Genomic DNA, 23,022 nt, shown 5'->3' on the forward strand with positions numbered 1-23,022 from the left:
CGATGCAGATCCTGATCTTCCACCTGGCCGATGAGCCCGCGGCCCTGCCGACGACCGCCATCCGCCAGGTGCTGCCCTTTCTCGAACTCACCCGCTTTCCCGCGGCGCCGCCCGGCGTGGCGGGCCTGATGAACCTGCACGGCGTGGCGATCCCGGTGATCGATGTCACCGCCCTGAGCGGCGGACGGGGTGCCCGGGCGCAGCAGGACACCCGTATCCTGCTGGTGGACTATCCCCTCCCCGGTACGGCCGGTGGCAGTCGACCGCTCGGTCTGGTGGTGGAAGGCGTGCTCGGCGTACGCCGGGTCGCCGCCAGCGCGCCGCGTCCGGCCGGTATCCCGCTGCCCAGCTATCCCTGGCTGGGTGAGGTGCTGGAAACGCCCGAGGGCCTTTGGCTCTGGCTGGAGCCGCAGCGGCTGCTGTCGCCCGCCCTGGCCGACCTGCTGTTCCGGGAGGTCGCGTGAAGCTCGATCCGCGCCTGGCGCCCCTGGTGCGCTCGCGCACCGGTCTCGCCATTGCCGACGACATGCTGGCGCGCGCCATCCGCCAGCGCTTGCGCGAGCGCCAGGAGAGCGAGGCGGATCTCTATATGGCACGCATCCTCGACGACGAAGCCGAGTTCGCCGACCTGCTGGATCTGCTGGTCATCCCCGAGACCTGGTTCTTTCGCGATCCCCAGGCCATCACCCATGCGGCGCGTTTCGCCCAGCAGCGCCACCAAAGCACCGGCCACCCCGTCAGGTTGCTCAGCCTGCCCTGCTCCACGGGCGAGGAACCCTATACCCTGGCCATGGCCCTGTTCGATGCGGGCCTGCCGGCCAAGGCCTTCCAGGTGACCGCGGTGGACATCAACGAGCCGTCCCTGGAGCGGGCCAGACGCGGACTCTACGGCCGCAATTCCTTTCGCGCCCGCGAGCTGGACTTTCGCGAGCGTTACTTCACCGCCGAAGGCGACCGCCATCGTCTGCACGAACGGGTGCGCGCCCAGGTCCGCTTTCGCCAGGGCAATATCCTCCAGCTCGGCAGCCTGCGCGACGGCGCGCCCTTCGATGTGGTGCTCTGCCGCAACCTGCTGATCTATTTCGACGACCAGACCCAGGGCCGCGCCCTGAGCCATCTGGCCGCCCTGCTACACGACGACGGCCTGCTCTGCGTGGGCAGCTCGGAAATGGTGAGCGCCATGCGTCATGGCTTCGCCAGCCTGGGCGTGGCCCAGGCCTCGGCCCTGATCAAGCGCCAGGCCGTCACGCCGGACAGCGAGCGGCCCCAGCCGGTCGCCATGCCGACGAGACGCAAGGCCCCAGTGCGATCCTCGGCGCCCCCCCCGCCACTGGCCGCGCCCGCACGCCCCAGGACAGCGCCGGCTCCGGCAGCGCCGCCACCCGAGCGATCAGCGGCGCCGCTGGAACAGGCGCAACGCCTGGCCGACGCCGGCCGTGTCGCTGAAGCCGAAGCCCTGCTGCGCAACCTGCTCGACCAGGATCGCAGCCAGGCCGGAGCCTATTTCCTGCTGGCGCTGATCCTGCCCGACGTCCGTGCCGCCGAGGCAGAGCGGGCCCTGCGCCAGGCACTCTACCTGGAACCCGGACACTATCCGGCGCTCTGTCGGCTGGCGCTGATCTGCGAAAGAGCCGGTCGCCTCGACGAGGCCGGCCGGCTGCGCGAACGGGCAGCCCGCATCCAGGCGCGTGGCGGTGACGACGCATGAGCCCGATCCACGAACTCGACGCCAGCCAAAGAGCCGACTGGGCCGCGCGCTATGCCGAGCCGCTGGACGACCACCAGGCCCGCTCGGCCAGCGCCCTGGTCTTTCGACTGGGCGCGGAATGGCTGGGGCTACCGGGCAGTTGCCTGGTCACGGCCACCGAACCCACGGCGGTCCACCGCGTCCCGCACCGCCGCTCTCCCTTGCTGCGCGGCATCGTCCCGGTGCGTGGGCAACTCTATCCCTGCATCGCCCTGGATCTCCTGCTCGGGGTGGCACCGGCCAGTCATACCCGCGGCTTTCCCCGCCTGCTGCTGCTGCGCAGCGGTCGCCGCGAGTGGGCGGTGGCGGTGGATGAGGCCTTGGGTCTGCAACGCTATGTCCCAAGCGAGGTACAGCCACCGCCGGCAACCCTGGGAGGCGAGTTGCTCAGCCAGCTGAGCGGTGTCTATCAAGAAGGGGCTTATCAGGTCGGCCTGATCGACCTGGCACGGCTGGAACGGGCCCTGGAAGAGGCCCTGCGATGAGCCAGCCACCGCGCGATGTGCGCGAGATGTCCCTCTATGATCTCTTCGCCAGCGAGGTGCAGAGCCATCTGCAGGCACTGGATGCCGGCCTGCTGCGACTGGAACGGGACCCCGGCAACACCGCGGTGATCGAGCCGATGATGCGCGCGGCCCATTCCATCAAGGGCGCGGCGCGGATCGTCGACCTGGACGGTCTGGTGGAGCTGGCCCATGCCATGGAGGATTGCCTGGTCGCCGTCCAGGCGGGTCAACGCCAGCTCAGTGCCCAGGATCTCGACCGGCTGTTCCGCTGCGTCGACTTCCTCGGTGAAGTCAGCCGCCTGGACGAGGCCGCCAGCCAGCGCTGGCAAGCCGAGCAGCGCGAGGCGCAGCAGGCGCTGGCCCAGGCCCTGAGTGCTGCCGAGAGCGCACCGCCCGCGCCTCTGCCCAGCGCCCCGCTCCCCCTCGCCCCGGAGGCGTCTCCGATTGCCGAGGAGCCCACTTCCGACAGCGAACGCGGTCGCGATCCCCTGCGGGTGGACAGCGGCCGCTTCAACCAGATTCTCGCCCTCAGCAGCGAGGCCCGGGTGATGGGTCTCGGCCTGCACGGGCTGGTACAGGGCTTTCAGGGCTATCGCAGTGAGTTGCAGGCGCTGTTCGGCCAGACTCAGGGCGCCAGCAGCGAGTTGCGCCAGCGCCAGGAGGGCCTGCTCGACCGCTATCAGCAACAGTTGCAGGCCCTGGAGGCCTATGAGCGGCGACTGCTCGGGGTCTGTCAGGGACTGCTGGACGAGGTGCTCGGCGTGCGGATGCGCCCCTTGCGCGACGCCGTACAGGGCTTTCCGCGCCTGGTCCGCGACCTGGCGCGGGGGCTGGACAAGGATGCGACCCTGCACATCGACGGCGCCGACACCCTGATCGACCGCGAGGTGCTGGCGCGCCTGGAAAGCCCGCTCAACCACCTGCTGCGCAACGCCGTGGACCATGGCCTGGAGCCCCCGGCCGAACGCCGCGCCCTGGGCAAGCCGGAGAGCGGCCAGATTCGTCTAGAGGCCCGGCACGTCGCTGGTCGACTGCAAGTGAGTCTGCATGACGACGGCCGCGGCCTGGACCTGGAACGCGTCCGCGCCGCGGTGATCGCCCGCCGCCTGAGTCCGGCAGCGGTCGCCGCCGAACTCAGCCCCGCCGAGTTGCTGGAATTTTTGCTGCTGCCCGGTTTCAGCCTCAAGGAGACGGTGACCGAGTTGTCCGGCCGTGGCGTGGGCCTGGACGTAGTGGCCGATGCCATCCGCGCCCTGGATGGCGAGGTGCGCCTGGAAACGCGGCCGGGTGCCGGTTTCACCACCCACCTGCTGGTTCCGGTCAGCCGCTCCATCGTGCGCGCGCTGGTCGTCGATATCGCCGGCGAAGCCTATGCCCTGCCGGTCAACCGCATCGAGCGGGTCCTGCGCCTGGCGCCGAGCGAGGTCCACTCCCTCGAAGGCAAGGCCTTCTTCCTGCTCGGCGAGGATCGCCTGGGCCTGGTCGCCGCCCATCAGCTGCTCGAACTCGAGGGCGCCCCGCCCAGCGGCGATCTCGCCGTGCTGGTGATCGGCGGCGGCGAGCGCCGCTATGGCCTGGTGGTCGACCGGCTGCGCGGCGAGCAGGGCCTGGCGCTCAAGCCGCTGGACGAGATCTTCGGCAAGCTGCGCTCGGTCACCGCCGGCGCCCTGCTCGACGATGGCAGTGCGGTGCTGCTGCTGGACGTCGCCGACCTGCTGACCGGCATCGAGCGCCTGCTCGGCGAGGGGCGCCTGCGCCAGGTGCAGAGCGGCAAGGTCGCCGATACCCGGCGGATCAAGCGCATCCTGGTGGTGGACGACTCCCTCACCGTACGCGAAATGGAACGCAAGCTGCTGGAAGGCCAGGGCTACCAGGTGGAGGTCGCGGTGGACGGCATGGACGGCTGGAACGCCGTACGTGCCGGGGATTTCGACATGTTGTTGTCGGACATCGACATGCCGCGCATGAATGGCATCGAGCTGGTGGAGCTGGTACGCCGCGATCCCCGCCTGCATGCCCTGCCGGTGATGATCGTGTCCTACAAGGACCGGCCCGAAGATCGGCTCAAGGGGATGCAGGCCGGTGCCGATTACTATCTGACCAAGGGCAGCTTTCACGACGACGCCCTCATCACCGCCGTGCAGGACCTCATCGGAGCGCCATGAGAATCGCCATCGCCAACGACCTGCTGCTGGCTACCGAGGCCTTGCGCCGCCTGCTGGTCAGCGACGGACGCCACACGGTTGCCTGGATCGCCCACGACGGCGAAGAGGCCGTTGCCCGATGCGCGGAAGATCGGCCGGACCTGATCCTCATGGACCTGCAGATGCCGCGGCTCGACGGCATCGAGGCGACCCGGCGGATCATGGCCCAGTCGCCCTGCGCCATCCTGATGGTGACCGCCACGCCCGACGATTGCGAAGGGGTCTTCCGCGCCATGGGCGCTGGCGCCCTGGACGTGACCGCCGCCCCGGCGCTGTCCGGCGGTGCCGACGGCGGCGCCCTGCTGCGCAAGATCGCCCGTATCGAACCCCTGGTGCGCCTGCCGGAGCGTCCTGCCCAACCCCCGCTTCCCGCTCCGGTATCGGCGGCCAGCCCGGCGCCAGCACCGTCGGGCGCGTTGGTGGCCATTGGCGCTTCCACCGGAGGGCCGGCCGCGCTGGTGAGCCTGTTCGAAGGCTGGACCCCGACCGCCCAGGCCAGTGTGGTCCTGGTCCAGCACATCGATCGGCGCTTCGCTCCCAGCTTCATCGGCTGGCTCGGTACCCAGATCGCCTGGCCGGTGCAGGCCGCCATGCCGGGCGCCACGCCACAGCCCGGCCAGGTCAGCGTCGCCCTGGGTGACGACCACCTGCTGCTGGATAGCCGGGGACGTTTCGCCTATACCGCCGAGCCGGCCGATTACCCCTATCGGCCGTCGGTGGATGTGTTCTTCTCCAGCCTCGCCGGCCACCCGCACTTCGCCCGCGACGCCCTCGGCATCCTGCTGACCGGCATGGGCCGCGATGGCGCGAACGGGCTATTCGCCCTGCGCCAGAGCGGTTGCCCCACCCTGGCCCAGGACGAGGCCAGTTGTGCCGTATACGGCATGCCCGCAGCTGCGGTTAGAATGGGGGCGGCAGAACGGGTGCTCAGCCCTGCGCAAATCGGAGCCTGGCTCCAACGGCGCTTCGGTAGCATGCCGCGAAGTTGAACATGACAGGTCGCCGACAGGAACGTCGGACGGCGTAGCGGCAGGGATCGGCCATATAAAGATGCGGGACACTCGCCCGCCCGCACAAGGACTCGCAGTAATGGCCATGCAAGAGGGTAGCGCCCTGGACAGCCTGACCGCCCCCAAGGTGCGGCTGCTGCTGGTGGACGATCAGTTGATCATCATCGAAGCCCTGCGGCGGATGATCGCGGATCAACCCGATATCGAACTGCACTACTGCCTGGACGCGAACCAGGCGGTGAACATGGCCCTGCAACTCAAGCCCACCGTGGTGCTGCAAGACCTGATCATGCCCGAGATCGATGGCCTGGAAACCGTCCGCCGCTTCCGGGCGGAGCCGGCCCTGCGCGACGTGCCCATCGTGGTGCTTTCCTCCAAGGAAGATCCCCAGGTCAAGGCACAGAGCTTCGCCACCGGCGCCAACGACTATCTGGTCAAGCTGCCCGACAAGCTCGAGTTGCTGGCGCGGCTGCGCTACCACTCCGAGGCCCATGTCCTGCGCGCCCAGCGCGACGAGGCCTTCCGCTTCCTGCGCGAGAGTCAGCGGCAGTTGGCCGAGGCCAACATCCAGCTGCAGAAGCTGGTGGCCATCGACAGCCTCACCGGCATCAACAATCGCCGCCATTTCGACCAGACCTACGAAGGCGAATGGCTGCGCGCCCGACGTAGTCGCCAACCGCTCGCCCTGCTGCTGTGCGACGTCGACCATTTCAAGCGCTACAACGATACCTACGGCCATCTCAGCGGGGATCTCTGCCTGAAGAAGGTGGCGGCGGTGCTCACCGAACAGCTCAAGCGTCCGGCGGACCTGGTGGCGCGCTATGGTGGCGAGGAATTCGCCATGGTGCTGCCGGACACCGATGCCGAAGGTGCACTCAAGGTGGCCGAGGCCTGCCGTGCCGGCGTCGAGCGGCTGCAGGTCGCCCACACCGGCAGCGAATTGGGCATCGTCACCATTTCCATCGGGGTCGGCAGCATCCAGCCGCAGAGCGGCGACGACCACGAAGCCTTCATCGAACGCACCGACCAGGCCCTTTACCAGGCCAAGGCCGAGGGGCGCAATCGGGTGCATCTGGTAGTCGGCGCGGCCAAGGACGCCTGACCCGCGTCAACATGCTTAGAGCCTGTTCATAATCTCGCGAGCTAGAGCCAAACAAGGCCTAGGCGGCCCCGCGAAAATGGCTGAGGAAGCGGATCGGACTCGCGCTCGAGTTTACGGGTGGTAAATGAGCATTGCGACGGGGCCGCCCAGGCGGGGCTGGCCACCCAGGCCATTTTCAACGCGGTTTGGCCGACGCGCAGCAGATTATGAACAGGCTCTTAGAAGCCGCGGCTGACCAGACGATTCCGCCCTTCCGCCTTGGCCTGGTAGAGCAAGGTATCGGCGGCCCTGAGCAGCCAATCCGGCGTCTGTTCATGGGTCGGATGACAGCACGCCAGGCCCATGCTCATCGTCAGCCACAGGCGGTCGTCGGCCAGGGGATGGGCGATGCGCAATTCGGCGATGCCCTGGCGGCAACGCTCCAGGACCGCTTCGGCAGCCTCCCGGGGTGCCCCCGGCAGCAGCAGCACGAATTCCTCACCGCCATAGCGCGCCAGGCAATCACGCTCGCGGATACGTTGCTCCAGCACCTGGGCGACCCGGGACAGCGCCTGGTCACCGGCGGCATGGCCATAGGTATCGTTGTACTGTTTGAAATAGTCGATATCGAGCATGGCGATGGCCATGGGCCGGTGCCGGCTGACCGCCAGTTGCCATTCGGCCGCCAATTGCTCGTCGAACCGCCGTCGATTGCCCACCGCGGTCAGCGGATCCAGGTGGGCCAGCTCCTCAAGCAGGCGCCGTTGCCTGGCCAGTTGCAGGTGCAACCGCACGCGCGCCAGCACGGCCAGTGGGTTGAACGGCTTCTGGATGAAGTCGCTGGCGCCCAGCTCGAAGCATTCGACCTCGCGATTGAGGTCATTGGCCGCCGTGATGAAGATGACCGGAATGGCGCTGGTCTCGGCGCGCCGCTTGAACAGTTGGATCAACTGCAGGCCATCGATGCCAGGCATCACCACGTCCAGCAGAATGAGATCCGGATGCTCACGTGCCGCCTTGGTCAGCGCCTGGACCCCGCTCCTGGCCAGCATGATCCGCGCCTCATCGCGCAGCAGATCGGCCAAAACGCGCAGGTTGCTCTTCTGATCGTCGACGATCAGTACCAATGGCAGCTCGATACGGCGGCCTTCCATCCGCACTCAGCCCGATCGCTGGCCGGCCTGCCGCACGCGGCGCAGCAGATCCAGGGTGGCATCGGCGGCATGCTCGAACTCCACGTCGTCCACCCATTCCCTGATCCGCACCAGATCGGCGCTGTGAGGGATACTCCCGCCGGCGTCCATCAATCGGTCCAGGAGCGCCTCGGCGGCGAAGTCGGAGGTTTGCAGCAGGCCGACCAGTTGCTCCAACTGGGTCTCCAGCTTTTCCGGCGCGGCGTCCTGCGTCAGCCTCGGCGAACTCGCCAACACCTCGTCGAGTGTCGCCAGACAACGCCCGACCTCGAATTGCAAGGTACTCACATCCTCGCGGATCGGCTGTGCCAGGCGAATCCTGTGGGTCAGCCGCTGGGCCGCCTCGCGCAGGGCAACGGCCCCGATATAGGCCGCAGTGGATTGCATGGCGTGGGCGCACTCGAACAGCGCCGCGGTATCGTCCGCCGCCCGCCACGCCGCGATCCGGCTCGGCAGATCCCCATGCTGGCGCCGGAAGTCCCTTACCAGTTGCTCGTACAGCTCGGTATTGCCCTGCAGCAGACCGAGCGCCGCCTCCGGCTCGAACAGCCCGGCCGCGTGCGCAAGGCCCAACGGACCGACCGGGTCGGCATCTGCCACCGCCTTGCGCTCGGCGCGCTGCAATTGCTCCAGCGTGGTCCAGGCCGCGATGATGCGGAACAGTTCGGCGGGGTCCAGCGGCTTCACCAGATGATCGTTCATGCCGGCGTCCAGGCAGCGCTCGCGATCGCCGGGCAGGCCATTGGCGGTCATGGCGATGATTGGCAGCCGCGCCAGCGCCGGGCGGGTGCGCAACAGGCGCGTCGCCGACAGGCCATCCAGCCGTGGCATGTGCACGTCCATCAGCACCAGATCGTAGCGCTCGGTCGCCAACCGCTCGACCGCGGCCTGGCCATCCTCGGCCACCTCGATCAGGATGCCAGTTCCCTGCAGGAAGCCGATCACCACCTGCCGATTGATGGCGTTGTCGTCGACCAGCAGCAGGCGGATGCCCTGGAGGTCGACCGGACTCTGCACCGGCGCGGGCGGCAGCGCGGGCGCCAGGCCCAGGCCGGCCAGCAGGCGCTGTAGCGCCGGACTGGTGATGGGTTTGTCCAGCAACTCCAGACCGGGCAGGTCCTCACCCAGGCTCCGCACCTCTTCCGCTTCGTAGGGCGAGGCCAGGATGGCGAGGGCCAGTCCCGGCTGATGGTCGCGCAGGCGCCGCGCCAGGACCAGACCATCCTCGGCTCCCAGCCGCCAATCGACACAGGCCAGCTCGAAGGCCTGGGCACCGCTCGCCACCAGAGCCAGGGCCTGCTCGCTGGATTCCGCCTCCACCACCTGCATGCCCAACTCGCGCAGGCGCTGGCCGAGGATACGCCGGGCCAGGCCATGGTCGTCCACCAACAGCACCCGGCGGGGCGTCTGGCTGGGCAACCGCTCCGGCGCGCCCACCACCGGCAGGGTCACCCTCAGAGTGAAACAGGATCCCCGCCCCGGCTCGCTGTGGACGTCCAGGCTGCCGCCCATGAGTTCGGTGAGCTGGCGCGAGATCGCCAGGCCCAGACCGGTACCCCCATAGCGCCGGCTGATGGAGCCATCCGCCTGGGTGAAGGGCTGGAAGAGTTGCGCCTGCTGCGCCTCGGTGAGACCGATGCCGGTATCCTCGACCGCCAGGCTGAAATGGGCCCGGCCCTTCTCGCAGGTCGCGCCGACGCGGATCAGCACATGCCCATGCTCGGTGAACTTGACCGCGTTGCTCAGCAGATTGACCAGCACCTGCTGCAAGCGCAGCGGATCACCTTCCAGGGCCAGGGGGATGTCCGGTCCGCAGTCCATTACCAGCTCGACACCTTTCTCGTGCGCCTTGAGGGCACACAGGTTCAGCGTCCGTTCGAGCACCTTGCCGAGGTTGAAACCGAGCTGTTCGAGCTGGGTGCCGCCGGCCTCGTTACGCGAATAGTCGAGGACATCGTTGATGACCCCCAGCAGGCTCTCGCCGGAATCGAGGATCTTGCCGACATGACCGCGCTGCTCGCCGGTCAAGCGGGTGCCCAGCGTCAGGCGGCTCAAGCCGATCACCGCATTGAGCGGCGTGCGGATCTCGTGGCTCATGGTCGCCAGGAACAACGACTTGGCCGCCGCGGCTTCCTCGGCACGGATACGCGCCTGGTCCACTTCGCGGGTGCGCTCGGCAACGCGCTGCTCCAGGGTCTCGTAGATCTGCGCATGCTCCAGGGAGATGGCTGCCTGGGTGGCCAGAATGCTGAGCACCTGCAACCGGCCCGGAGTGAACGCCTGGGCCAGCAGGTTGTTTTCCAGATAGAGGATGCCGATCAGGCGACTCTGCCGCAGCACTGGCAGGCAGCAGATGGAACGCGGGCGTCGCGCCCGGATGTAGGCATCCCGGACGAATCCACCGGCGCAAGCCGCGTCATCGAGAATCACCGGCTCGCGGTTGCGGATGACATGGGCGACCAGGGTCAGGGGCACCTGGCTCTCGCTGGCATCCTGCTCGCCAAGTGCCACCGGCAGCTCCTGCAGGACCTTGGGCTCACCGCCGCTGCACACCGAGGCCTGCACCAGCCAGCGACCGCCCTCGGGCAGCAACAGCAGCCCCTGTTGCGCCCCACCCTCCTCCAGGATGATGCGCATCATCCGCGCCAGCAACTGATCCAACGCCAGCTCGTTGGAAATCGTCTGCAGCGACTTGAGCACCGATAGCCAGTCCAGACGCATCATCTCGCCGGTGGAGTGCCCTTGGGTCCGCTGCACCGTGAGAGTGCCGCTGTCTGGCGCTCGCAGCCAGTGCGGGAATTCGTTTTCCAAGGCCTGGGCCTTGGCCGCCGCGCCCCAGTGCAGATAGCTGCGCTGGGCATCCTGCAGATAGGTGCGGGCGATACGCGGGCGATTCTGGTCCAGCCAGAAGCGCCCATAGAGTTCCTCGGTCAGGGCTGCGTCCTGGCGGAAGCCATGCAGGCGCGCGGAAGCCAGGGCCTGCTCATAGAGATCCATGGCGGCGTTGGGGCGCCCCTCGCAGCGGGCCAGTTCGGCATCCACCAGGTCGCGCTTGTGGGCGAAATTTTCCGGGCAGTGTTCGGCCCAGCCGGCCAGGCGCTCACGCGCCGCCTGGACCTTGGCCAGGCGCTCGTCCGCCGGTTCGCCTTCGGCGAGCAGGATCAGCGCCTGATAGAAGGACTGCTCAGCGATGCTGAACCAGCCGAAGGTCGCGGCCAGGGAAGCTTCCATGGCTTCGGCATGCTGCCGCGCCTGGGGGAGCCGGCGGAACAGCAGCGCCGCCTGCATCTTGTTGAAGTCATAGTAGTTGAGGCAGAGGACATGGCCACTGTCCTGCATCTGCCGCACCAACGCGGCTTCGTCCTGCCCCTCTTCGTCCCAGGTCTCCTGCCCCGGCGTCAGGCCCTGCAGGAGGCGCAGCGACTGGCAGAGGATGGTGTAGATTTCGAGGGTGTTGGGATCGCCGATACCGCGCAGGATCCGCTCGATCTCGCCGGCTTCGGCGAGGATGTCGTTCAGCGGCGCCCCGGCATGCTGCAGGTGCTTGAGGATGTGAAAGGCACTGTAGGCGGTGAAGATGATCTCGCCACTGCGCTGACCGGCCGCCAGGGCCTCGCGCAGCAGGGTGACGTTGTCCGCGATCGGGCTCGACCAGGGACTGTTGGTCACCGCGAACATGGTGTAGACCTTGCACTTCAGCGGCAGATTGCCGGTGCGGTCCACCAGATCCACGGCCAGCCGCCCAACCTGGTAGCCCAGCGCGTAGCGCCCGTGGAAGGCCGACAGCAGCGAGCCATAGTTGGCATAGCCGAAGGGCGAGAGATCGCCGTTGCCGTACTGGATCGACAGCTTGACGATGCGCATGACCGCCAGCAGGCTCATGGGCAGGTCGACGTTGATCGCCGGCCCCCAGAGCAGGCCCAGCAGGCGGATCAGCAACTGCGCCCGGGGATCTTCCATGCGCGGCAGGTCGAGCAGCGCAGCCGGCGAGCGCTGGGCCAGCCAGGCCTCGACCTCGGCACTGTCGGTCCCGATGGCCTGCTGGATGTCGGCCGGTGCCTCGGGCCAGGGCTCGCCGAGCACCCGGATACCCGCCACCGCCACCGACAAGGCATCGCTGAAACGGCCCAGACCACTGAACAGATCGATCTGCAGCGCGCGCACCCCGGCTTCCTCGAAGGAGGTGCGCGCCCGCGGCAGCAGGAGTTCGCAGATCCGCAAGGCTTCGCTGGCATCGCCACAGAGGTGGGTGACTTCGGCCCATTCGCGATGCAGTTGGAACAGCAGGAGGTGCCGACTGCCCCAGGCGGCTTCGTCGATCAGTGTGACCGCCGTGCGCAGGAAGCCCAGTGCGGCCGGATAGGCATTGGCCTGGCGCGCCTTGCGCGCGGCCTCCAGATTGAGTTCCAGCAGTTGCAGGCGTTCCGCCGGCGTCTGCATGAGCGCCAATGCCAGATTGAGGTGGGTGACGGCGTCCAGCCGCGCGGCATCGCCCTCGTCCAGGTACAGCTGCCCAGCGCGCAAATGGACCCGCTCGCGGTCGGCCGGTGCCAGCAGCGAATGGGCGGCATGCCGGACCTGGTCGTGCGGAAAGCTATAGGTGGTGGGCGCCTGTTCCGCTGCCGCCTCGGCCTCGGCTTCGATCAGCAAACCGTCCTGGACCAGCGCCTGACAGAGCCTGCGGATATCCGCGGGCGCCTTGGCCATCAGCAGCGCCAGACGCTCGCTGGAAAAATTCGTCCCCAGGCAGGCGGCCCATTGCAGCAACTCAGCGGTGGAATCCGGTAGCTCCTGCAGCTTGCCCACCATGAAATCGACGACGTTGTCGTAGACGTCCAGCGCTTGCAGACGTGACAGTTCCCAGTGCCACTGGCCGCTCTCGCCATCGAACTCCAGCAGGCCTTCCTGCTGCAGGCTGCGCAGCAGTTGCTCGATGAAGAAGGGGTTGCCCAGGGTCTTCTCCAGGCACAACCCGGCCAGCGCGGCCTGGGCTTCGGCCGGGGCGGGAAGGACCTCGGCGATCAACCGCTCGATGTCCGTCCGTGACAGCGGCCCGAGGGCCAGCGTCCGCACCCGCACGGCGGCGCGCAGTCGCTCCAGGTCGCTGTCCGCCAGTTGCTCCTCGCGATGGGTAGCGACCAGCAGCACCGCCCCCTGATCGCCCCGGGACAGCAGGCGCTCGATCAGGCGCAACGAGGCGCTATCGGCCCATTGCAGGTCGTCCAGCCAGAGCAACAGGGGCCGCGCGCCGGAGGCGAAGGCCAGCAACAAGGTGATCATGGCATCGTCGAAGCGCTGCTCGGCCTGCTGCGGCGGCAACTCGGCCACCGGTGGCTGCGGCCCCAGCCAGGCGCTCAGCTCGGGCGAGACGTCGGTGAGCACGACCGCATTGCCATCCAAGGCCTTGACCAGCCGTTCGGCGAAGCCGGCAGCCAGGCTCTGGCCGATCTCGACCAGCTCCTTCAGTGCCTGGCGCAACGCGCCATAGGGAACGCCGCCACCCAGGGTTTCGAACTTGCCGTGCGCCATGACCACGCGGTCGCCCTGGCGGCGGACGAAGGCCTGCACCAGTGCCGACTTGCCCATCCCGGAACTGCCGCTGACGAAGATGGCCTCGATCCGCTCGAGCGCCGTTCGCGCCAGCGCCTCGTCGAGCAGGCGCAAGGCGGCGCTGCGACCCTGGAGCACGCGGGTCGGTACCAGCCGGGCCGATGGGTCGAGCTCGGCCAGGATGAAGTCCGCCTGGGTACCGGCCTGCAGACCGGCCTGGCAGCGCTGCAGGTCGCGCAGGATGCCGAAGCAACCCTGGTAGCGCTCCTCCGCGGCCTTGGCCATCAGCTTGTCCACCAGTAGCGCCAGCATCGGCGGTATCCCCGGCACGCGCTCGACGAGGGACAACGGGCGCATCGCCAGGTGCGCATGCACCAGCTCGAGCGGATCCTGGGCGCGGAACGGCGGCTCGCCGCAGAGCATCTCGTAAAAGGTCACGCCGAGGGCGTAGAAGTCGCTGCGGTAGTCCTGGTGGCGGCCGGTCCGGCCGCTCTGCTCGGGCGCCAGGTAGGTGAGCGATCCCTCCAGGCGGGTATCGCCGCCGCTGACGGTACCGAAGACGGTGGCGATCCCCAGGTCGGTGAGGCGCAGGGTACCCGTGGCCGTATTACAGACGATGTTGCGCGGATTGAGATCGTTGTGGGCGATGCGCAACCGGTGCAGCCGCGCCAGGGCGCTGACGATGGCCAGCGCCCAGTCGAAGAAATCGTCCAGGGCCAAGGGCCCCTTGGCGAGCAAGGCGGCGAGATCGGTACCGCCGATGTCTTCGAGCACCAGCACCTGCCGGCTTTCGTGCTCCAGCAGTTCGAGGGCTGCACTGACCGCGCCACTGGGCGTGGCGCGACGGGTCAGCTCGAACTCCTGGCGCAACGCGGCCTGCGCCTGGGGCGTGGGATAGTCCGCAGCCAACAGTTTGAGGATTACCGGCTGACCATCGGCCAGGCGCGTTCCGCGGTAGATCAGGGCATGGCGGGTTTCACTCACCCGCGCCGTGCAGCTATAGCCTGGAATCCTTACCACCGCGCTCGCCTCGATCCTGGGACGACCACGCCGGGCCGTCACCTCAACTGTTGCCATTGCCTTCTTGGGTTGTATACGAAAAGTAGTCGAGCGATGCGTTCTGCCACGACGCATCGCCGAGCGCAGACACTTTTCGTACCGACCTAAAGTATCCAAGGAACTTTTCGATACAGTGATATTACCTTAGCCATCACTTGGCTTTCGTCCACTCACGCAAGAAATTGCGCACTTCGGAGCAAACGGCATGGATGCATTACCTTCTGTCCGCAAGATAGCCATTCTAGGCGGCGGCGTTTCCGCCATTACCGCCGCATTTCGTCTTACTAGTGAGCCGAAATGGCAGGAGCGTTACCAGATCACCCTGTATCAGCAGGGCTGGCGTCTGGGTGGCAAGGGCGCCAGCGGGCGCAACGCCGATGACCACCAGCGCATCGAAGAGCACGGCATCCACGTCTGGTTCGGCTTCTACTACAACGCCTTCCATAGTCTGAGACACTGCTACGAGGAACTCGGCCGCCCCGCCGGTGCGCCCCTGGCGACCCTCGACGACGCCTTCTTCGCCCATTCCCATACCGCCTTCGCCGATGACTTCCAGAGCCACTGGACCACCTGGCCCATCGACACCCTGGCGCTGCCGGGCAAACCTGGCGAAGGCTGGAATCCCAAGCCCTTCATGACCGCCCTGGGCAACCTGCTGGAATGGCTGCTGCGGTTGGGCGAAGCCGAAGCGGCTACCCCTCAGGCGGTTCCCGCCGGACTGTTCGCCCGCCTGCGTGCGCACTGCCGCGAAGAGGCCCAGGAACTGGCCCTGAGCGAAGCGGAGCGCCAGCTGCACAAGGCGCGCGCCGCCCTGCCCGAGAGCAACGATCATCCCCTGCTGCTCTGGCTGCTGCGCGAAGCCCGCGAACTGTTGGCACGGGTACTGGAGGAGCGTGGCCAGACCAGCATCAGCGCCCACCGACTGTGGCTGCTGATGGACTTCGGCCTCACGGTGCTCATCGGCATGCTCGCCGACGAGGTCTATGACCGGGGCTTCGAAGCCCTCAACGAGGAAACCTTCCTGGCCTGGCTGACCCGCCATGGCGCCAGCGCCGCGACCCAGGACGGCGCGATCGTCAAATCACTGCACGGCGGCATCTTCGCCTACCGGGATGGCGACCTGGAGCAGCCCAACGTCGAAGCCGGCACCGTTCTGCGTGCCGCCCTGCTGGCCCTGACCACCTCCAAGGGCTCCTTCATCTGGCGCATGCAAGCCGGGATGGGCGACGTGGTGTTCGCGCCCTACTACGAGGTGCTGTTCAAGCGCGGGGTGAATTTCCAGTTCTTCCATCAGGTGACCGGCATCGAGGCCGCCGACGACGGCCAGGGACAGGGCCCACGGGTGACCCGCCTGCAGATGCAGCGCCAGGTCCTGCTCAAGCAGGAACCCTATCAGCCGCTGGTGGACGTCAAGGGCCTGCCCTGCTGGCCCTCGGCGCCCCTCTACGAGCAGATCGATGATCAGGTCGCCCAGCAACTCAAGGACGGCCACATCAATCTGGAATCCAGCTGGAGTGGCTGGAAAGGCGTCGAACAACGGGAATTGCGCGTCGATCATGACTTCGACGAGGTGATCCTGGGGATTTCCGTGGCGGGCCTGGCGGATCTCTCGCCCAGCCTCTGCGCCCTGGATCCCGCCTTCGCCCAGATGACCCAGGCGGTCGCCACGGTGGCCACCCAGGCGGTGCAGCTCTGGCAGGACCGGGACGTCTGGCAACTGGGCTGGACCGGCTCGCCCAAGGGTGGCCAGGCACCGGAACTGCTCGGCTTCGCCGCCCAGGCGATGGACTCCTGGGCCGACGTCACCTATCTAGTGGACCGCGAGGATTGGTCGAGTGGCACCCCGCCGCAGGACATCAGCTACTTCTGTGGTGTCTTCGCTGCCACGAGCGCCCCACCGGTCGGCGAATACAGCGACTACCCGCAACAGCAGGCCGCTCAGGTGCACAAGGAGTTCATCGACTTCATGAACGGCAATCTACGCGCCTACTGGCCGAACGCCGGGACCGATCAGGGCTATCACTGGGAGTACCTGCTGGCGCCCGCCGCGGTCAGTGGCCCCGCCCGCTTCGACTATCAGTACTGGCGTGCCAACGTCGACCCCAGCGAGCGTTACGTGCAGAGCGTGGCTGGCAGCAGTCGCCAGCGACTTGCTACCGACGGCACCGTCTGCTGCAACCTCTATCTGACCGGCGATTGGATCGACAACGGCTTCAACATGGGCTGCGTGGAGTCGGCGACCCTATCCGGTCTGCAGACCGCTCGCGCCATCCTCGGCCATGGGGAGGTCCTGCCCGGGGAAGACGCCTTCCAGTGACCCTGCCACCAGGGCCGCCGCGAGGGCTTCGCGGTGGCCCGCGGCGGGCGGATAGGCCGGCTTGTTGCCGTTCAGATAGTTCAGCAGCTCGGGCGCCTGGTTCCAGTCCGCCGCCGCCTGGTACAGCTCGCGCAAAAAATGCCGAATCAAGCCGTCCATCAGGCGCACGGCGGTTTCTTCGAGGCCTTTGCCCTTACCTTCGATGATGGCGCGATCCGCCTCGGTAAGCGGATAATGCGGCGGATAGAAGTCCGCCAGATGCACCAGCAGCGTCACCGAAAATCCGCGCGGGTCGGCCAGCCAAGCGCCAATTTCACCGAAGATCGTCGCATCTTCCACCAGCGCCTGGGCGAACATCAGCCGATAGAGGGTGATGTTGAGGAATTCCTGGCCAACCTCGTTTTCCAGACGGGCGTCGTCCTCATAGAGATGGAAGCCGTCGAGGATGGAAGAGTTGTGGGCGCGATACCAGTGGCTCGGCGTGGGCTCGGCGATGAAATCCAGCCAGCAGCGCGTGGGAAAGGGCGCCTGGTCAGCAGGGATATCGTGCTGCGCCAGGCAGCCGGCCAGCTCCGACAGATAGATGAAGTTCAGGTTGACGTTGCGCCACCAGGGACTGCCGGTTTCCGGGTCCAGCACCCCGGCACGGATTTCCCAATCGAGAAAGGCCAACTCCGAATCGCCGTAGCTCAGGCCGTCGTTGTCGGTGTCACCGAAACGCTCGTAGAAGGACTCGCGCACCCTGCGTCTTTTGCCTGGATCGTTGCGAATGGCTTCGCAGAGGGCTCTGGTCGCGGCGACCGCTTCTTCGTAGGTATTCATGGCATCCCTGTCCTAGGTGGTGGTGCTGGATCATTGCGTGAGGGCGTCCCCCGCTACCACGCGTAGTCGACCGAGCGTGGTGGTCGGCAGGTCCAGCGGCTCGCCTTCGTGTCGCCAGTCGCCCTTCAGCGGATCGCCATTGCGCGCGATGACCACCACCGGGCGTACCCAGCGCTGATCCGAGAGCCGGCGCTGGGGCAGCATGGCGTCGCCATCGTCGAGCCGCACCCGCGTCGGCAGGTCGGCTACCCGCAGGCGCCGCACCGCCAGCGGCGGACCGGACGCCCCCTCGGCCAAGGCCAGGACGAAGACGCTATCCCCAGGCCGTACCCGCTGCGCCACCTCTGGTGCCAGGCTGACCTCCACCTCGATCCCCGGAGCCTTGCCCTGCCCCGCCGCCTGCGCCGCGCGCTCGGCCTGGCCTATGCCTTCCACCAGCGCCTGGCGCAGTGGATCTCCGGGCGCGAGCGCGGCGCTCAAACGCTGCCAGTGGCGGGCGGCCTGGGCGTAATCACCCTGTTCATAGGCCGCGATGCCCAGCAGGCCCAGGGTGGTGGGCTCGACCGGATTGGCCTGCAGGGCCTCGTCGGCCAGCGCCTGGGTCTGGGCATCCAGTTTCCGGCCGGCGGCGAAGAAGCGTGCCTGGGCCAATTGCCCCAGCACCTCGGGTCGCCGACCGTCGCGCTGGATCACCTGTTCGAAGGCCGTCACCGCTTCGCCATAACGACCCAGGCCGGCATAGGCCCGGGCCAGCAGGTACCAGTTGTCGGCCGCCTGGGGTTGCAGCCGCGTCGCCTCCTCCAGGGTGGCGAGCAGCGCCTGGGGCGAACGTGGCGGTTCGGCGAGCCGCTGGCTGAGCTGCAACTCCGGCAGGGCCCCCAGCAGCAGATAGAGCCCCAGCGCCAAAGCGGGCACCACAAAGGCGACGGCGATCCCCAGCCGCCGCCCGCGTCGCGCCGGGGCTCGCTCGACCACCGCGCTATCGGCGAGCAGGTTCCGCGCGGCCTCTGCTTCGGCCAGCTCCACAGCCTGGGCATCCAGTTCACCGCGCTCAACACGCGCTTGGACCTCCGCCAGCCGCTCCCGGTAGAGAGCCCGATTGAGCGCCGCGCGATTCGCCACCTCCGTGCGACCGCCGCGCAGCAGCGGGATCAGCAGGATCAGCAGCGCCAGGATCGACAGCAGGCCCGCCAGGCCCCAGAACGCCAGCATCAGCGCTCCTCCTCCGCCTGCAGGGCGGCCAGGCGCTCGCGCTCGGCCGCGCTCAGGCTCTGTTCCGGGCGACGGCGACGGGTGAGGATCACCAGCAGCCCGGCACCACCCAGCAGTCCGAGCACCGGCAGGGTCCAGAGCAACAGGGTGCGCCCCTCGAAGGGCGGTCGATAGCGGATGAATTCGCCATAGCGCTGCTCCAGGTAGGCGATGATCTGCTCATCGCTCTGCCCGGCCGCCATCAGCCGCTGGATTTCCCGGCGCAGATCGCCGGCGATGGGCGCATTGGAATCGGCCAGGTCCTGGTTCTGGCATTTGGGACAGCGCAGTTCACGGGTCAGCGCCTGGAAGCGCGCCCGCTCGGCGTCGTCGCGAAAGCCATAGGTCTCGATGGCCGCACCAGCCAGGGCCGACCAGAACAACAAGGCGATGCACAGCCACCTGGCCTTCATGGCGCCGCCACCAGGGCCTGGTAGCGTGGCCCGAGTTCTTCATCCCAGACGCGCTGGTCGACCACGCCGACGTGGCGATAGCGCACGATGCCCTGGGCGTCGATCAGAAAGGTCTCCGGCGCGCCATAGACGCCCAGGTCCAGCCCCAGCCGGCCCTCGTCATCGCGGATGTCGAGCCGATAGGGATCGTGGAATTTCGCCAGCCAGCGCCGGGCACTGGCGTTGTCGTCCTTGTAGTTCACCCCGTGGATGACCACGCCCTGGGCCTTGAGTCGATTCAGCAGGGGATGCTCCTCGCGGCAGGCTACGCACCAGGTGCCCCAGACATTGACCAGCGCTGGCCGGCCGAGCAGGTCCTGGCGGCTGATTAGCTGCTCATCCAGCACGCCCGGCAGCGAAAAGGCCGGGAATGGCTGGCCGACCAGTGCCGAGGGCAGGACCTGGGGATCGCGATAGAGCCCACGATAGAGAAAGCCGGCCAACACCAGGAAGGCCAGCAACGGCAGGCAGAGCAACAGGCGACGGCGCATCTAGAGCGACTCCGCAGAGGAAGACAGGGAGGTTCGGCGGCGCTGGCGATAACGCGGATCAGCCAGCGCCAGCAGTCCGCCCAGGGCGGTGAGCAGGCCACCCAGCCAGATCAGCCGGACGAAGGGCTTGATCTGGATACGGACTGCCCAGGCCCCCGCGCCAAGGGGTTCGCCGAGGGCGACATAGAGATCGCGGGTCAGGCCGGCGTCGATGGCGGCCTCGGTCATCACCGCGCCGCTGGCCAGGTAACGACGCTTCTCCGGCGCGAGCAGCGCCACCACCCGACCGTCGCGCTCCACCTGCAGCAGGGCCCGCTCGGCGCTGAAGTTCGGCCCCTCGTAGTGCTGGGTGCCAGCGAAACCGAAGCGATAACCGCCGAGTTCGAGATGTTCGCCCGGTGCCAGGCGCAGGTCGCGCTGCACGTCCAGCTGGCTGGCCAACACCACGCCCAGGGCGAGCACAGCCAGGCCCAGATGCGCCACCTGCATACCCCAGTAGCTGCGCGGCTGGCTGCGCAAGCCGCGCCGCCAGCCCAGCGCCTGCACCTTGCCCAGCACATCGCGCAAGGCGGTCAGCACCACCCAGGCCGCCAACGCCAGCACCGCCAGGATGGCGGCCCTGGGCTGTTCGAGCCACCAGGCGGCCAGTCCGGCCAGGGCCGCGCTGGCCAGCAGGATAGGCGCCAGCAATTTGGCCAGCCAGAGTGTCGGGCTGTGCTTCCAGCGCACCAGCACCCCAACCCCCAGAGCCAGCATCAGCAACGCCATCAGCGGCACGAACAGCAGATCGAAATACGGCGGACCGACCGACAGCTTGGCGCCGGTGAGGCTGTCGATGATCAAGGGATAGAGGGTACCCAGCAGCACCGTGGCGGCGGCCGTCACCAGGATCAGGTTATTGATCAGCAGCAGCGCCTCGCGCGACGCCAGGCCGAAGGCTGCCGACCCGCCGAGCGCCGGCGCGCGCCAGGCGAACAGCGCCAAGGAGCCGCCGACCACCAGCAGCAGGAAGGCCAGGATGAACACCCCGCGGGTCGGATCGCTGGCGAAGGCGTGCACCGAGGTCAGCACCCCGGAGCGCACCAGGAAGGTCCCCAGCAGGCTGAGGGAAAAGGCGGCGATGGCCAGCAGTACCGTCCAGCCCTTGAACAGGCCGCGTTTCTCGGTCACGGCGAGGGAATGCAGCAGCGCCGTACCCACTAGCCAAGGCATGAAGGAGGCGTTCTCCACCGGGTCCCAGAACCACCAGCCGCCCCACCCCAGTTCGTAATAGGCCCACCAGGAACCCAGCACGATGCCGCAGCCGAGGAAGGCCCAGGCGAGCAGCGTCCAGGGCCGCGCCCAGCGCGCCCAGGCGGCATCCAGGCGTCCTTCCAAGAGGGCTGCCAGGGCAAAGGCGAAGGCCACTGAAAAGCCGACATAGCCCATGTAGAGCATGGGCGGATGCAGGATCAGGCCGGGGTCCTGCAGCAGCGGATTGAGATCGTTACCCTCCCGCGGGAACTGCGGCAGCAACCGGGCGAAGGGATTGGAGGTGGCGACCAGGAAGGTCAGGAAGCCCAGGGCCACCAAGCCGAGGATGCCCAGCACCCGCGCCAGTAGCGCCTGGGGTAGTTGGCGCGAACGGACCGCCACCGCCAGGCTCCAGGCCGACAGGGTCAACGCCCAGAGCAGCAGCGAGCCCTCATGGGCGCCCCAGGTGGCGCTGACCTTGTAGTACCAGGGCAGGCGGCTGTTGGAATTGGCGGCCACATAGGCCACCGAGAAGTCATCCTGCAAGAAGGCCCAGGTCAGGGCCGCGAAGGCCAGTGCCAGGAACAGGCACTGGCCGAAAGCTGCCGGCCGCGCCAGGCGCATCCAGTCCGCCTGGCCCCGCCAGGCACCCAGCAAGGGCACCGTGCCCTGCACCAGGGCCATGGCGAGCGCCAGCAACAGGCAGAGCTGACCGAGTTCGGGAATCATGGCGCCGGCCTCGTGCCATCCAGCGGCCGACCGGCCTGGCGCAGGGCCTGGCTCACTTCGGGCGGCATGTATTTCTCGTCGTGCTTGGCGAGGATCTGGTCGGCGACCAGCCGGCCCTGGTCATCGAGCCGTCCCAGGGCGACCACGCCCTGCCCCTCGCGGAATAGGTCCGGCAGGATGCCGGCATAGCTGACCCGCACCTCGCGCTGGAAGTCGGTGATGACGAAGCTCACGGCGAGCGAATCCGCCGCCCGTACCAGGCTGCCCTTTTCCACCATGCCCCCGGCGCGGATGCGCCGGTCGCGGGGCGCCTCGCCCTGGGCGATCTGGCTCGGGGTATAGAAGAGGTTGATGTTCTGCTGCAGGGCGCTGAGGGCCAGCGCCGCGGCGCCACCCACGCCGAGCAGCAACAACAGCACCCACAGCAGCCGGCGCCGCCGGACCGGATTCATAACTGCCGCTCCCGTCGCCAGCGCTGGCGCAGTTCACGCTGCAGGCGATGGCGTGCCAGCCGGCCGTGCCACAGCAGTCCAGTCAGGATCGCCAGGGTCAAACCGAAGGCCGGCCAGACATAGAGGCCGTATCTGCCCATGCCCAGCGCCTGGGCCCAGTCGATGCCGCTCATGGCCGCTCCTCGCCCAGTTCGGCCTGCACCCAGCGACTGCGCCACTCACGGCGCAGCAATTCCAGGCGCATCCGTTGCAGCAGCAGGCCGGCGAAGAACAGATAGAAGCCCAGCACCATCACCAGCAATGGCAACCACATCGCCGGCGGCATCGGCGGGCGCTCCACCAGGCTGAAGGTGGCCGGCTGATGCAGGGTGCTCCACCAGTCCACCGAATACTTGATGATCGGCAGATTCACCGAACCGACCAGGGCCAGGATGGCGCAGGCTCGGGCAGCGCTGTCCCGTTGGGCGATGGCCTGACCGAGGGCGATGATGCCCAGGTAGAGGAACAGTAGGATCAGCATCGAGGTGAGCCGGGCGTCCCAGATCCACCAGGTGCCCCAGGTGGGTATGCCCCACAGCGAGCCGGTCGCCAGGGCGATCACCGTCATCCAGGCGCCAAGAGGCGCGGCGGCGCGCAGGGCCACGTCGGCCAGCTTGAGCCGCCAGACCAGCCCGACGGCCCCAGCGATGGCCAGCAGCAGATAGCAGGACTGCGCCACGAAGGCGGCCGGCACATGGACATAGAGGATGCGGAAGCTGTCGCCCTGCTGATAGTCCGGCGGCGCCAGGAACAGCCCCCACACCAGGCCAACGGCGAGCAACAGCCCGGCCAGCGCCAGGCAGGGTCCCTGCAGGCGACCGGCCAGGCGATAGAAGATGGCGGGCGAGCCCAGTCGATGCAGCCAGGTCCAGTTCATGAGGTTCTC

The 23,022-nt window shown here is 67.9% G+C and carries 17 protein-coding genes; 7 read left to right on the plus strand and 10 right to left on the minus strand.

The features are described from left to right. The first annotated feature begins 2 nt into the window (after positions 1–2). The 6 genes from CCZ28_RS06935 (at position 3) to CCZ28_RS06960 (ending at position 6,569) form a co-directional block, all read left to right on the plus strand. A complete protein-coding gene (locus CCZ28_RS06935) occupies positions 3–464 on the plus strand; it encodes a chemotaxis protein CheW (protein WP_140217095.1) in 462 nt (153 codons plus the stop codon). After that, the gene (locus CCZ28_RS06940) at positions 461–1,708 is read left to right on the plus strand and encodes a CheR family methyltransferase (RefSeq protein WP_140217097.1); all 1,248 of its coding nucleotides are present in this window, start codon (positions 461–463) and stop codon (positions 1,706–1,708) included. Before CCZ28_RS06935 ends, CCZ28_RS06940 begins: the two co-directional genes overlap by 4 nt. Further along, positions 1,705–2,232 (plus strand): chemotaxis protein CheW, encoded by a 528-nt coding sequence (locus CCZ28_RS06945; protein WP_140217099.1) that lies wholly within the window; start codon positions 1,705–1,707, stop codon positions 2,230–2,232. The genes CCZ28_RS06940 and CCZ28_RS06945 overlap by 4 nt, the downstream gene beginning before the upstream one ends. Further along, a complete protein-coding gene (locus CCZ28_RS06950) occupies positions 2,229–4,418 on the plus strand; it encodes a hybrid sensor histidine kinase/response regulator (RefSeq protein WP_140217101.1) in 2,190 nt (729 codons plus the stop codon). Before CCZ28_RS06945 ends, CCZ28_RS06950 begins: the two co-directional genes overlap by 4 nt. After that, positions 4,415–5,446, plus strand: a complete 1,032-nt coding sequence (gene cheB, locus CCZ28_RS06955) for a chemotaxis-specific protein-glutamate methyltransferase CheB (RefSeq protein WP_140217103.1) — start codon at positions 4,415–4,417, stop codon at positions 5,444–5,446. The genes CCZ28_RS06950 and cheB overlap by 4 nt, the downstream gene beginning before the upstream one ends. Positions 5,447–5,546: 100 nt before the next feature. Beyond that, a complete protein-coding gene (locus CCZ28_RS06960) occupies positions 5,547–6,569 on the plus strand; it encodes a GGDEF domain-containing response regulator (RefSeq protein ID WP_140217105.1) in 1,023 nt (340 codons plus the stop codon). 218 nt (positions 6,570–6,787) lie between these two features. Here the strand turns inward: CCZ28_RS06960 and CCZ28_RS06965 are convergent, their stop codons facing one another. Continuing rightward, a complete protein-coding gene (locus tag CCZ28_RS06965) occupies positions 6,788–7,702 on the minus strand; it encodes a diguanylate cyclase domain-containing protein (RefSeq protein ID WP_140217107.1) in 915 nt (304 codons plus the stop codon). 6 nt (positions 7,703–7,708) lie between these two features. After that, the gene (locus CCZ28_RS06970) at positions 7,709–14,275 is read right to left on the minus strand and encodes a response regulator (RefSeq protein ID WP_240795246.1); all 6,567 of its coding nucleotides are present in this window, start codon (positions 14,273–14,275) and stop codon (positions 7,709–7,711) included. Between the two features lie 280 nt (positions 14,276–14,555). On the opposite strand from CCZ28_RS06970, the gene CCZ28_RS06975 reads away from it, so the two are divergent. Next, a complete protein-coding gene (locus CCZ28_RS06975) occupies positions 14,556–16,667 on the plus strand; it encodes an NAD(P)-binding protein (RefSeq protein WP_140217111.1) in 2,112 nt (703 codons plus the stop codon). Here CCZ28_RS06975 and CCZ28_RS06980 read toward each other — a convergent pair. From CCZ28_RS06980 to CCZ28_RS07015, 8 genes are read right to left on the minus strand one after another with little or no spacing between them, the layout of a single operon-like run. After that, positions 16,593–17,489 carry a hypothetical protein gene (locus CCZ28_RS06980; protein ID WP_140217113.1) on the minus strand — a complete coding sequence of 299 codons (897 nt, stop codon included), beginning with the start codon at positions 17,487–17,489 and terminating at the stop codon, positions 16,593–16,595. The genes CCZ28_RS06975 and CCZ28_RS06980 overlap by 75 nt on opposite strands. 30 nt (positions 17,490–17,519) lie before the next feature. After that, the gene (gene ccmI, locus CCZ28_RS06985; protein WP_140217115.1) at positions 17,520–18,701 is read right to left on the minus strand and encodes a c-type cytochrome biogenesis protein CcmI; all 1,182 of its coding nucleotides are present in this window, start codon (positions 18,699–18,701) and stop codon (positions 17,520–17,522) included. Then, positions 18,701–19,153, minus strand: a complete 453-nt coding sequence (locus tag CCZ28_RS06990; RefSeq protein ID WP_140217117.1) for a cytochrome c-type biogenesis protein — start codon at positions 19,151–19,153, stop codon at positions 18,701–18,703. The genes ccmI and CCZ28_RS06990 overlap by 1 nt, the downstream gene beginning before the upstream one ends. Next, positions 19,150–19,683 (minus strand): DsbE family thiol:disulfide interchange protein, encoded by a 534-nt coding sequence (locus tag CCZ28_RS06995; protein WP_140217119.1) that lies wholly within the window; start codon positions 19,681–19,683, stop codon positions 19,150–19,152. Before CCZ28_RS06995 ends, CCZ28_RS06990 begins: the two co-directional genes overlap by 4 nt. Continuing rightward, entirely contained in the window at positions 19,684–21,645 is a 1,962-nt protein-coding gene (locus CCZ28_RS07000; RefSeq protein WP_140217121.1) for a heme lyase CcmF/NrfE family subunit, read from the minus strand. It lies immediately after the preceding gene. Continuing rightward, positions 21,642–22,097 (minus strand): cytochrome c maturation protein CcmE, encoded by a 456-nt coding sequence (ccmE, locus tag CCZ28_RS07005; RefSeq protein WP_058772678.1) that lies wholly within the window; start codon positions 22,095–22,097, stop codon positions 21,642–21,644. Before ccmE ends, CCZ28_RS07000 begins: the two co-directional genes overlap by 4 nt. Beyond that, positions 22,094–22,270 carry a heme exporter protein CcmD gene (ccmD, locus tag CCZ28_RS07010; RefSeq protein ID WP_140217123.1) on the minus strand — a complete coding sequence of 59 codons (177 nt, stop codon included), beginning with the start codon at positions 22,268–22,270 and terminating at the stop codon, positions 22,094–22,096. Before ccmD ends, ccmE begins: the two co-directional genes overlap by 4 nt. Next, the gene (locus CCZ28_RS07015; protein ID WP_140217125.1) at positions 22,267–23,013 is read right to left on the minus strand and encodes a heme ABC transporter permease; all 747 of its coding nucleotides are present in this window, start codon (positions 23,011–23,013) and stop codon (positions 22,267–22,269) included. Before CCZ28_RS07015 ends, ccmD begins: the two co-directional genes overlap by 4 nt. Positions 23,014–23,022 lie beyond the last annotated feature (9 nt).

Origin of the sequence: Pseudomonas oryzihabitans, from assembly GCF_006384975.1 — a bacterium.
In the GTDB taxonomy this organism is placed as follows: Bacteria; Pseudomonadota; Gammaproteobacteria; order Pseudomonadales; family Pseudomonadaceae; genus Chryseomonas; species Chryseomonas psychrotolerans_B.

Excerpts from the sequence above, each read along its gene's own strand:
- ccmI (WP_140217115.1), bottom strand. The coding sequence starts at position 18,701 with ATGCTGGCGTTCTGGGGCCTGGCGGGCCTGCTGTCGATCCTGGCGCTG.
- CCZ28_RS06950 (WP_140217101.1), top strand. The coding sequence starts at position 2,229 with ATGAGCCAGCCACCGCGCGATGTGCGCGAGATGTCCCTCTATGATCTC.
- ccmE (WP_058772678.1), bottom strand. The coding sequence starts at position 22,097 with ATGAATCCGGTCCGGCGGCGCCGGCTGCTGTGGGTGCTGTTGTTGCTG.
- CCZ28_RS06980 (WP_140217113.1), bottom strand. The coding sequence starts at position 17,489 with ATGAATACCTACGAAGAAGCGGTCGCCGCGACCAGAGCCCTCTGCGAA.
- CCZ28_RS07000 (WP_140217121.1), bottom strand. The coding sequence starts at position 21,645 with ATGATTCCCGAACTCGGTCAGCTCTGCCTGTTGCTGGCGCTCGCCATG.
- CCZ28_RS06935 (WP_140217095.1), top strand. The coding sequence starts at position 3 with ATGCAGATCCTGATCTTCCACCTGGCCGATGAGCCCGCGGCCCTGCCG.
- CCZ28_RS06990 (WP_140217117.1), bottom strand. The coding sequence starts at position 19,153 with ATGAAGGCCAGGTGGCTGTGCATCGCCTTGTTGTTCTGGTCGGCCCTG.
- ccmD (WP_140217123.1), bottom strand. The coding sequence starts at position 22,270 with ATGAGCGGCATCGACTGGGCCCAGGCGCTGGGCATGGGCAGATACGGC.
- CCZ28_RS06960 (WP_140217105.1), top strand. The coding sequence starts at position 5,547 with ATGGCCATGCAAGAGGGTAGCGCCCTGGACAGCCTGACCGCCCCCAAG.
- CCZ28_RS06965 (WP_140217107.1), bottom strand. The coding sequence starts at position 7,702 with ATGGAAGGCCGCCGTATCGAGCTGCCATTGGTACTGATCGTCGACGAT.
- CCZ28_RS06995 (WP_140217119.1), bottom strand. The coding sequence starts at position 19,683 with ATGCGCCGTCGCCTGTTGCTCTGCCTGCCGTTGCTGGCCTTCCTGGTG.
- CCZ28_RS07015 (WP_140217125.1), bottom strand. The coding sequence starts at position 23,013 with ATGAACTGGACCTGGCTGCATCGACTGGGCTCGCCCGCCATCTTCTAT.
- CCZ28_RS06945 (WP_140217099.1), top strand. The coding sequence starts at position 1,705 with ATGAGCCCGATCCACGAACTCGACGCCAGCCAAAGAGCCGACTGGGCC.
- CCZ28_RS06975 (WP_140217111.1), top strand. The coding sequence starts at position 14,556 with ATGGATGCATTACCTTCTGTCCGCAAGATAGCCATTCTAGGCGGCGGC.
- cheB (WP_140217103.1), top strand. The coding sequence starts at position 4,415 with ATGAGAATCGCCATCGCCAACGACCTGCTGCTGGCTACCGAGGCCTTG.